This is a genomic window from Pseudomonas sp. NPDC098747 (genome assembly GCF_044760045.1).
In the GTDB taxonomy this organism is placed as follows: Bacteria; Pseudomonadota; Gammaproteobacteria; order Pseudomonadales; family Pseudomonadaceae; genus Aquipseudomonas.
The window spans coordinates 1-1,392 of the sequence record NZ_JBIWAL010000146.1 but is presented as its reverse complement, the minus strand read 5'-3'; the positions used below and the strand labels follow the sequence as shown (position 1 = coordinate 1,392).

The following is a 1,392-nucleotide window of genomic DNA, read 5'->3' as shown; positions in this document are numbered from 1 at the left end:
CAGCGGAAAAGGAACGGCGTTGTTTGGTCATCTGACACCTCGATCTGGCGAGCATTCTCGCCTAAATGGGTGTCCGGTTTCATTAGACCACTACAATACATGCCTACAATTTCGCCAATCGACATTTGGTATGCGTCAGTCCGTACTTGGCGCTGAGCGTTGAGAATCTCTTCAGTAAGCATCGTTAATTCCATCTAATTAAGCTGTATCAGGAGACTATCATCTCGGAGAGAATGAGAAAATGTAGGGGCAGTACTATAGCTAATCAATGCCAAGTAATGCCCTCGTGATGATGCTCGCTGGGTGGCGTGATTGCTAGTGCCCGCGCGCAGCGGCGCTCGCAGTGTGCACCCAAAGATACCTGTCCATAATCGGCGGGCAGCAAACTTGAAGCACCACGGAACAGGCCGCATCTGGCCGATAGCGGCCTTTCACGCCTGATACATGGAATTCAGCCCTATGTTCAATCGGCCCCCACACCTGGCCCAGGTATGGGGCCTTTTTTAGGCAACGTGCAAACCATCCCCTAGGGCTGCTCTACCATTCCTTGGCTGTCTGGCTAGACGAGGCGACCTTTATCGATGACAGCTTCAAGTCCAATTGCAGCACGTCCACCACGTCCAGTCCCTCATCGTTGATTCAAGATCCGTACCGCTGACTGGTCACTTCTACGTTGGTATGGCCTAACTGATCGGCGTTCCAGTCGACCGGCGCACGCTGAGGACCTAGACCTTTCTTCATACCGACGTCCATCCGACTCGTCTTAGAATGCGTGATACGGCAGCCCGATTTCTTTCCGCAATTTATTTTGAGGTGCTGGTTTTGCTGTCTTAGAACGGAGAGAAAATTTCTGTGATGCGGAAAAATGTTGACCGTAAGCTTCTGAATTAAAAGTAAAAAGTTATGGACTTAAAATCCCCCGCTCGTAAGGGCGTGCCGGTTCGATTCCGGCTTCGGGCACCATCTTAAATCAAGGGTTTGCGGGCGAAAGCTGATGCAAGCCCTTGTTTGTTTCTGGGCCGCAATTTTGATCATGGGCCGCAATTCATTTTTATCGCCTCCAGATTTGAACTCCGGCTCCATGTCATGGACAGTCGCGTCGAGCTGAGTTTGTGCCGTGTCGGAGCAAGAGTTCGCGAGCATGGGGTATTCGATACCCCCGTAAAGTTGTGGTAAATCATCATTAAAGGGGTTTTAGGAGGCTTTCCTCTGAAGCTTCAAGCGACCAATCCTGAAAACTGCAATGAAACAACGAACGCAAAAAAGGGCCGATTCAATCGGCCCTTTTTTCTGTCCAGTGTCGCGTCCTGAATAAGGTTTACACCTTCTGGCTTTTTATCAGGAGGGCGCAATGGATACGGGCGGAAGACGCAGTCAGAGAGATTACACGCT

General features: G+C 50.6%; 1 protein-coding gene. It reads right to left on the bottom strand.

Features of this window, described 5'->3' with window-relative positions; translation table 11 throughout:
* Positions 1–182: hypothetical protein (locus tag ACIQVE_RS29675; protein ID WP_402815523.1), on the bottom strand; the 182-nt coding region annotated here is incomplete at its 3' end.
* Between the last annotated feature and the right edge of the window lie 1,210 nt (positions 183–1,392).